This window comes from Methylophaga sp. UBA1464 (genome assembly GCF_002325665.1).
Lineage (GTDB): Bacteria > Pseudomonadota > Gammaproteobacteria > Nitrosococcales > Methylophagaceae > Methylophaga.
On the sequence record NZ_DCSO01000071.1, the window covers coordinates 44071 to 45427 of the forward strand.

Sequence of the window (1357 nt, forward strand, 5' to 3'; positions counted from 1 at the left end):
CAACTGAATTATGGAGGTGTTTTATGGCTATTCAACGTTACAGACCTTACAGTCTGTTTGATAATCTACAACGCGAAATGTCGTCTTTATTGCAATCGTCTGCAACAGAAGCCAATTTTAATGAAGAAGATTGGACCCCTGCAGTGGATATTCAGGAAACTGCCAGCAGTTATATTATTCACGCTGATTTACCGGGCGTTAAAGCCGCAGATATTGAAGTGACTGCCGAAAATGGTTTGCTGACAATTAAAGGTGTTCGCGACAGTAACAAAGTGGAAGAGAAAGAAAATTACAAGCGCATTGAGCGATTCAGTGGCACTTTTATGCGTCGATTTACCTTACCCGAAACCGCTGATGTCGATAATATCAACGCCTCTTCGCGGGATGGCGTATTGGAGCTGACTATTCCTAAAATGGCGCAACTTCAACCCAAACGCATTGAGGTGAATGTTCAGCAGTAAGTTAAATAAAAAAGGCTCCCAAAATTATTTGCGGAGCCTTTTTTGTGTATGGGAAAAATTCCTAATATAATGGTTTTGGAAATATCTGAACGACAAGAAAGATAAGTAACATTGCTCTTGCGGGTAGAGAATGGAACATCCGGATTTTTTAACTAAGGAGCAATCATGAAAAATACAGCCAAATTTTTAACTGCTGCAATCACCATGTCATTATCTTCAATGGCACTGGCTGATAACGACAACTATGATCTTGATGACATCCGTGGCTGGAAACTCGTCAAAATGGAAACGTGTATGGATGCTGCCCTGGATACCATTCCGGGTAACGTGCGTAAGCTGGAAATGAAAATGGAAGGTGATGATCCAGTATACGAGTTTGATATTGAGGCAACTGCAGATGGCAACACATACAATGTTGAATGTAATGCCGAAGAAGGTTTTGTCACCGAAATTGAACGTGAAGTAGAAGCCAACGATCCTACGTTCCAGAAATATGCCAAAATCACCGAAGCTGAAGCCCGTGAAATTGCTTTAGATTTTATTCCAGGTGAAGTGGTGGCCAATGAATATGAACTAGGGTTCGATGGTTCAGTCACTTATGAGTTTGATATTGTGAATGTTCACGGTCGTGAGTACAAAGTCGATGTTAATGCCATCACGGGTGAGATCGAAGAAGCCAATTTAGAGTTATACGAAATTGGTATGGAAAAAGAACTGAAACAGTAAGATCAGTTCAGGTAACATTAAAAAGCCGGCTATCAAGCCGGCTTTTTTATGCGCGTTACATCAGTGGTAGAGCAATAGCCCCTGGTTTATTTAACACGCATTCCAGGTTTTGCTCCATCATCAGGATTGAGAATAAATAAATCCTTACCACCGGGGCCGGCGGCCAGCAC

General features: G+C 41.6%; 2 protein-coding genes. Both read left to right on the forward strand.

Translation table 11 applies throughout. The features are described from left to right. The first annotated feature begins 23 nt into the window (after positions 1-23). Positions 24-461 (forward strand): Hsp20/alpha crystallin family protein, encoded by a 438-nt coding sequence (locus tag B3O33_RS08605; protein ID WP_292359961.1) that lies wholly within the window; start codon positions 24-26, stop codon positions 459-461. A gap of 165 nt (positions 462-626) precedes the next feature. Beyond that, positions 627-1187, forward strand: a complete 561-nt coding sequence (locus tag B3O33_RS08610; protein ID WP_292359958.1) for a PepSY domain-containing protein — start codon at positions 627-629, stop codon at positions 1185-1187. The last annotated feature ends 170 nt before the right edge of the window (positions 1188-1357 follow it).

Excerpts from the sequence above, each read along its gene's own strand:
- B3O33_RS08605 (WP_292359961.1), top strand. The coding sequence starts at position 24 with ATGGCTATTCAACGTTACAGACCTTACAGTCTGTTTGATAATCTACAA.
- B3O33_RS08610 (WP_292359958.1), top strand. The coding sequence starts at position 627 with ATGAAAAATACAGCCAAATTTTTAACTGCTGCAATCACCATGTCATTA.